General features: G+C 68.3%; 4 protein-coding genes. All 4 read left to right on the forward strand.

The window, feature by feature from the left end; translation table 11 throughout:
- Positions 1-1,760: hydantoinase B/oxoprolinase family protein (locus JHC99_RS17445; RefSeq protein WP_292155930.1), on the forward strand; the 1,760-nt coding region annotated here is incomplete at its 5' end.
- A 4-nt stretch (positions 1,761-1,764) separates the two neighbouring features.
- Positions 1,765-2,478: a DUF969 domain-containing protein gene (locus tag JHC99_RS17450; RefSeq protein WP_292155932.1), complete on the forward strand. Its 714-nt coding sequence runs from the start codon at positions 1,765-1,767 to the stop codon at positions 2,476-2,478.
- Positions 2,475-3,443 carry a DUF979 domain-containing protein gene (locus JHC99_RS17455; RefSeq protein ID WP_292155933.1) on the forward strand — a complete coding sequence of 323 codons (969 nt, stop codon included), beginning with the start codon at positions 2,475-2,477 and terminating at the stop codon, positions 3,441-3,443. Before JHC99_RS17450 ends, JHC99_RS17455 begins: the two co-directional genes overlap by 4 nt.
- A gap of 163 nt (positions 3,444-3,606) precedes the next feature.
- Positions 3,607-4,611 carry a DUF2891 domain-containing protein gene (locus tag JHC99_RS17460; RefSeq protein WP_292155934.1) on the forward strand — a complete coding sequence of 335 codons (1,005 nt, stop codon included), beginning with the start codon at positions 3,607-3,609 and terminating at the stop codon, positions 4,609-4,611.
- Positions 4,612-4,837: the final 226 nt, after the last annotated feature.

Genomic DNA, 4,837 nt, shown 5'->3' on the forward strand with positions numbered 1-4,837 from the left:
GAGAAGGCCCCATCCACCACCGTGATCACCTCGCCCCCGGCACCACCGTCCCCGGCCCCGCCATCATCCTCGAATCCACCGGCACCACTGTCGTCGAGCCCGGCTGGTCCGCCACCGTCGATCCCCGGCTCAACCTGATCCTGACCCGCACCGAACCCCTCGCTCCGCGCTCCGCAGTCGGGACGGAGGTCGATCCGATCCTGCTGGAGCTGTTCAACTCCCGCTTCATGGCCTGTGCCGAACAGATGGGCGAGGCGCTGCGGGCCACCGCCTATTCGGTCAACATCAAGGAGCGGCTAGACTTCTCCTGCGCCCTGTTCGACGGCACCGGGGCCCTGATCGCCAATGCGCCACACATCCCCGTCCACCTCGGCTCGATGGGCGAGAGCATCGCCGCCGTGATCCGGGCGCGCGGCAATGCGCGGGACGGCCGGGGCCTGAAACGCGGCGACGTCTATATGCTGAACGCGCCCTACAACGGCGGGACCCATCTGCCCGACATCACCGTCATCCTGCCCGTCTTCCTGGATCAGGACGACGCCCCGGCCTTCTTCGTCGCCGCGCGCGGGCACCATTCGGACGTCGGCGGGATCACCCCCGGCTCCATGCCGCCCAACAGTCGCTCGGTCGAGGAGGAGGGCGTCCTGATCGACGACGTCCTGTTGGTCGATCAGGGCGTCCTGCGGGAGGCCGAAACCCGCGCCCTGTTCGCCTCGGGCCCCTACCCGTCACGCAACATCGACATGAACCTGGCTGACCTCAAGTCCCAGGTCGCGGCCTGCGCGCGCGGGGCCGAGGAACTGACCCGCATGGTCGCCGAGTTCGGCCGCGCCACCGTCGAAGCCTACATGACCCACGTTCAGGCCAATGCCGAAGAGGCCGTCCGCCGCGTCCTGTCGGTGCTCAAGCCGGGATCGTTCGCGCTGGAGATGGACGACGGCGCCGTGATCCGGGTGGCCATTTCGGTGGATGCCGAGGCTCGCCGCGCGACCGTCGATTTCACCGGAACCAGCGACCAGCGGCCGAGCAATTTCAACGCCCCCCTGTCGATCGCGCGGGCGGCGACCCTGTATGGCTTCCGCACCCTGGTGGACGACGCCATCCCGCTGAACGAAGGCTGTCTGAAGCCGATCGACCTGATCGTGCCGGAAGGGTCGATGCTCAATCCGCGCTATCCGGCGGCGGTGGTCGCGGGCAATGTCGAGAGCAGTCAGGCGGTGGTTGATGCCCTGTACGGTGCGCTGGGCGTCCTGGCCGCCAGCCAGGGCACGATGAACAACTTCACCTTCGGCGACGACACGCGTCAGTACTACGAGACCATTGCGGGCGGCTCGGGGGCCGGTCCCGGTTTCGACGGCGCTTCGGCGGTCCAGACCCACATGACCAACTCCCGCCTGACCGATCCCGAGGTGCTGGAGACGCGGTTTCCCGTGCTGCTGGAGCGGTTCTCGATCCGGCGTGGCTCGGGCGGGAAGGGGGCGAACCGGGGCGGCGACGGCGTCGTCCGCCGCGTCCGCTTCCTCGAACCCATGACGGCCGCGATCCTGTCCAACCGCCGTCGTGTTCCGCCGTTCGGTGCGGCCGGAGGCGAGCCTGGCGCGGTCGGGATCAACAGCGTCGAGCGCGTGGACGGTAAGGTCGAGGTTCTGGGCTCCACCGCCGAGGTGGCGATGGCCGTCGGCGACGTCTTCGTCATCGAGACGCCGGGCGGCGGCGGATATGGGAATTCATTGCCAGAACCCGGCAAGACGCTAGCGTAGCGCCATGCTCGTCCTCCTCGGTATCGCCGTTCTCGTCGCCGGCTTCCTGCTGCGCTTCAATCCGCTGCCGGTGATCCTGACGGCCGCGCTGGTCACGGGCGTGGCGGGTGGCCTCAGCCTGACCGAGACGCTGGCGGCCTTCGGCAAGGCGTTCAACGACAACCGCTATATCTCGATCGTCTGGCTGGTCCTGCCGGTGATCGGCCTGCTGGAACGGTCGGGCCTTCAGGAACAGGCGCGGGCCCTGATCGCGAAAATGGCGCGGGTCACGGCGGGACGTCTGCTGTTGGCCTATTTCGTGGCGCGTCAGGTCACCGCCGCCCTGGGTCAGACCAAGCTGGGCGGCCACCCCCAGATGGTCAGGCCCCTGGTCGCGCCGATGGCCGAGGCGGCGGCCGAGACCCACCACGGCGACCTGCCCGACGCTACCCGGTTCCGCATCCGCGCCCATGCGGCGGCGGCGGACAACATCGCGCTCTTCTTCGGCGAAGACATCTTCATCGCCATCGCCTCGATCCTGCTGATCAAGGGCTTCCTCGAACAGAACGGCATCATCCTCCAGCCGCTGGAACTGTCGGTCTGGGCGATCCCGACCGCCGTGGTGGCCCTGCTGGTCCATGGGACGCGCTTGCTACTCCTCGACCGCCGCATCGCCCGCGAGGTCCGGATCGACGAAGGGCCCGGCGGCATCGTCGAGGTGACGGAGGCCCGGCCATGATCACCCTGACCTGGGTCTATATCCTCGCCGGCCTGATCTTCATGGCCTTCGCCTGGATGAGCGTGACGGATCGGGAGAATCCCAAACGGCTGCGCAACGCCGCCTTCTGGGGCCTGATGGCCGTCAGCTTCCTGCTCGGCAGCTATCTGGGCGATCTCGGCAACGGCATCCTGCTGGTCGGGCTGGTCCTGATCGGCGGCATCGGAGGCCTGGGCCAGGGCAAACCCGCCACCACCTCGCCCGAGGAACGCCGGACCCTCGCCGCCCGGTTCGGGAACCGGCTGTTCATTCCCGCCCTGATCATCCCCGCCACGGCCCTGCTGGGCACCCTCGTCCTGGCCAAGATCGACATCGGCGGCCGTCCCTTGTTCGACGCCAAGGACCCGACCCTGATCGCGCTGGGCCTCGGCGTGCTGCTGGCCCTGGTCGTCGCCATGGCCATGTTCCGCCCGCCTGCCACGGCACCGCTTCAGGAAGGGCGACGCCTGATGGATGCGGTCGGCTGGGCCGCCATCCTGCCCCAGATGCTGGCAGCCCTCGGCGCCGTCTTCGCCCTGGCCGGAGTGGGACAGGTCGTCGGAGGCCTGGTCGCCGACGTCATCCCGATGAACGGGCCACTGATCGCGGTGGTCGCCTATTGCCTGGGGATGGCCCTGTTCACCTTCATCATGGGCAATGCGTTTGCGGCCTTTCCGGTGATGACGGCGGCGATCGGCCTGCCGTTCGTGATCCTGCAGTTCGACGGCGATCCCGCCATCGTCTGTGCCATCGGCATGCTGTCGGGCTTCTGCGGGACGTTGCTGACGCCGATGGCGGCCAACTTCAACGTGGTCCCGGCCAATCTGCTGGAACTGCCCGACCGTAACGCCGCCTTCAACGGCGTCATCCGCGCCCAGGCCCCGACCGCCCTCGCCATGCTGGGGGCCAATATCGTGCTGATGTACGCCCTGGCGTTCAGGTTTTGACGGTGGTTGTTTCACAAACACCGTCATCCTCGGGCCTGTCCCGAGGATCCAGACTCCCGGTGCCTGAAATCTTGCCCGGGTTTCAAAGCGGTGCCTCAGCTCATCCGACGGTGGTTCTGGATCCTCGGGACAAGCCCGAGGATGACGGATGGGGAGGAAGGCGATGACGACCCTGACCCCCGAGATCGCGGCCCTGTACGCTTCCACGGCGCTTGGCCACGTCACGCGCGAATACCCGAACAAGCTGGACCACGTCATGGCCGGCCCCGAGGACGCCCAGAGCCCCCGCGCCCTGCACCCCGTCTTCTTCGGCAGTTTCGACTGGCACTCCTGCGTCCATGGCTGGTGGACCCTGTTCACCCTGTATCGCCTGCATCCCGACATGGGCGAGGCGTCGCGCATCGCCGCCCTGGCCGACGACCTGTTCACGCCCACCAACATCGCCGTCGAGGTCGCCTATCTGGCCCGCCCTGAGAGCCGGGGGTTCGAGCGGCCTTACGGCTGGGCCTGGTTGCTGATGTTGCACGCCGAACTCGATCGCCATTCGACGGCCGAGGGTCGCCGCTGGGCCGGGATGCTGAAGCCCTTGGCCGACGCCTTTGCGCGGCGGCTGAAGGCCTATCTGCTGGTCGCGTCCTATCCGGTGCGGGTCGGCACCCACTACAACTCCGCCTTCGCGCTCAGGCTCGCCATCGAATACGCCGACGCGATCGGCGACCGCCCGCTCGCCGCCCAGTGCCGCAGGAAGGCCGTCGAATGGCATTCGGCCGACCGTGATTGCCAGGCCTGGGAGCCGTCGCAGGACGAGTTCCTGTCGCCCGCCCTGATGGAGGCCGAACTGATGCGGGTCGTGCTGGGCGATGGGTTCGCGGCCTGGTTCGATGCCTTCCTGCCCCGGATCGCCACGCGAGACCCAGCCACCCTGTTCCGCCCCGCCTCGGTCAGCGACCGCTCGGACGGCAAGATCGCCCATCTGGACGGACTGAACCTCAGCCGCGCCTGGTGCTGGCGGGGGATCGCGACCGCGCTGCCCGCCGGTCATGCCGCCCGCGCCGTCGCGCTGGAGGCTGCCGAAAACCATCTGACCGCAGCCCTGCCTCAGGTCACCGGCGACTATATGGGCGAGCACTGGCTGGCCAGTTTCGCCCTGCTGGCTCTGCTGGCCTAACATGACGAAACCGTAACCTCGCCAATCCGGCGAACTTCCCGCTAGATGCCGCCCTGTCCGGATTTCGAGGGTTCCTGCGATGAAGCGCGTTTTGTTGACGACGGTGGCGGTGCTGGCCATGGCGGCCCAGGCGCCGATGGGAGCCCTGGCCCAGACGCAGAACCCGCCCGCGCCGACGCCCGCTCCTGCGCCCGAACCCGCCCCGCCATCGCCGACGCCCGAGAAC

It is taken from the genome of Brevundimonas sp. (assembly GCF_016463485.1).
GTDB lineage: Bacteria > Pseudomonadota > Alphaproteobacteria > Caulobacterales > Caulobacteraceae > Brevundimonas.

Coding starts and splice junctions, on each gene's coding strand:
- JHC99_RS17460 (WP_292155934.1), top strand. CDS start 3,607: ATGACGACCCTGACCCCCGAGATCGCGGCCCTGTACGCTTCCACGGCG.
- JHC99_RS17450 (WP_292155932.1), top strand. CDS start 1,765: ATGCTCGTCCTCCTCGGTATCGCCGTTCTCGTCGCCGGCTTCCTGCTG.
- JHC99_RS17455 (WP_292155933.1), top strand. CDS start 2,475: ATGATCACCCTGACCTGGGTCTATATCCTCGCCGGCCTGATCTTCATG.